This is a genomic window from Microtetraspora sp. AC03309 (assembly GCF_020826795.1).
Taxonomy (GTDB): domain Bacteria; phylum Actinomycetota; class Actinomycetes; order Streptosporangiales; family Streptosporangiaceae; genus Microtetraspora; species Microtetraspora glauca.
Map to the genome: position 1 here is coordinate 1 of NZ_JADDIL010000280.1, position 805 is coordinate 805.

Sequence of the window (805 nt, forward strand, 5' to 3'; positions counted from 1 at the left end):
GGACGGCCTGATCGACGATCCGATGGCCGTGCAACTGGTCGACTCGATCGAGTTCGACTTCGCCAAGTTCGGCTACACCCGCCGCCAAGACATGGCCCTGCGGTCCTTGTTGTTCGATCGGATGACCGGCAACTACCTGCGCGACCATCCGCAGGCCACTGTGGTGGCGCTGGCCGAGGGACTGCAGACCAGTTTCTACCGCCTCGACGTGGCCGGACTGGGTCATGAGTTCCGTTGGCTGTCGGTCGATCTGGAGCCGATGATCGAGCTGCGCAACAAGCTGATACCCAAACCGGACCGGGTAACGCAATGTGCGCAGTCGGCACTGGACTTCAGCTGGATGGACCAGGTCGACACCGGCCACGGCGTCTTCATCACCGCCGAGGGCCTGCTGATGTACCTGCAGCCCGAGGAAGCCATGTCGCTGATTCGCGCCTGCGCGCAACGTTTTCCGGGCGGGCAGATGTTGTTCGACCTGCCGCCGGCATTCTTCGCTTTCCTGACGCGCAAGGGGCTGCCGACCTCGATGCGTTACCGCGTACCTCCGATGCCCTTCAGCCTGTCGCCCTCGGAGGTGGCCGATCTGGTCAACACCGTCCCCGGGGTACGGACGGTGCGCGATCTGCCGATGCCGCCCGGCAGAGGCATCGTGTTGAACACCGCGCTGCGGGTCATGCGCCTGCCGGTCTTCGAGCCAGTCCGTCCCGTGATGACTTTGCTGGAGTTCGGTTAGACCACCGGATCAGGCGATAACCAGAGATTTTTCGAACCGCAGTGCGGGATCCTCTACCGGTCCCTTACGCAG

The 805-nt window shown here is 63.5% G+C and carries 1 protein-coding gene; it reads left to right on the forward strand.

Going from position 1 to position 805, the window contains the following annotated elements; all coding sequences use genetic code 11:
- Positions 1 to 733, forward strand: a 733-nt coding sequence (locus IMZ11_RS42835; protein WP_228649327.1) for a class I SAM-dependent methyltransferase, incomplete at its 5' end; no start/stop codon positions are given.
- Between the last annotated feature and the right edge of the window lie 72 nt (positions 734 to 805).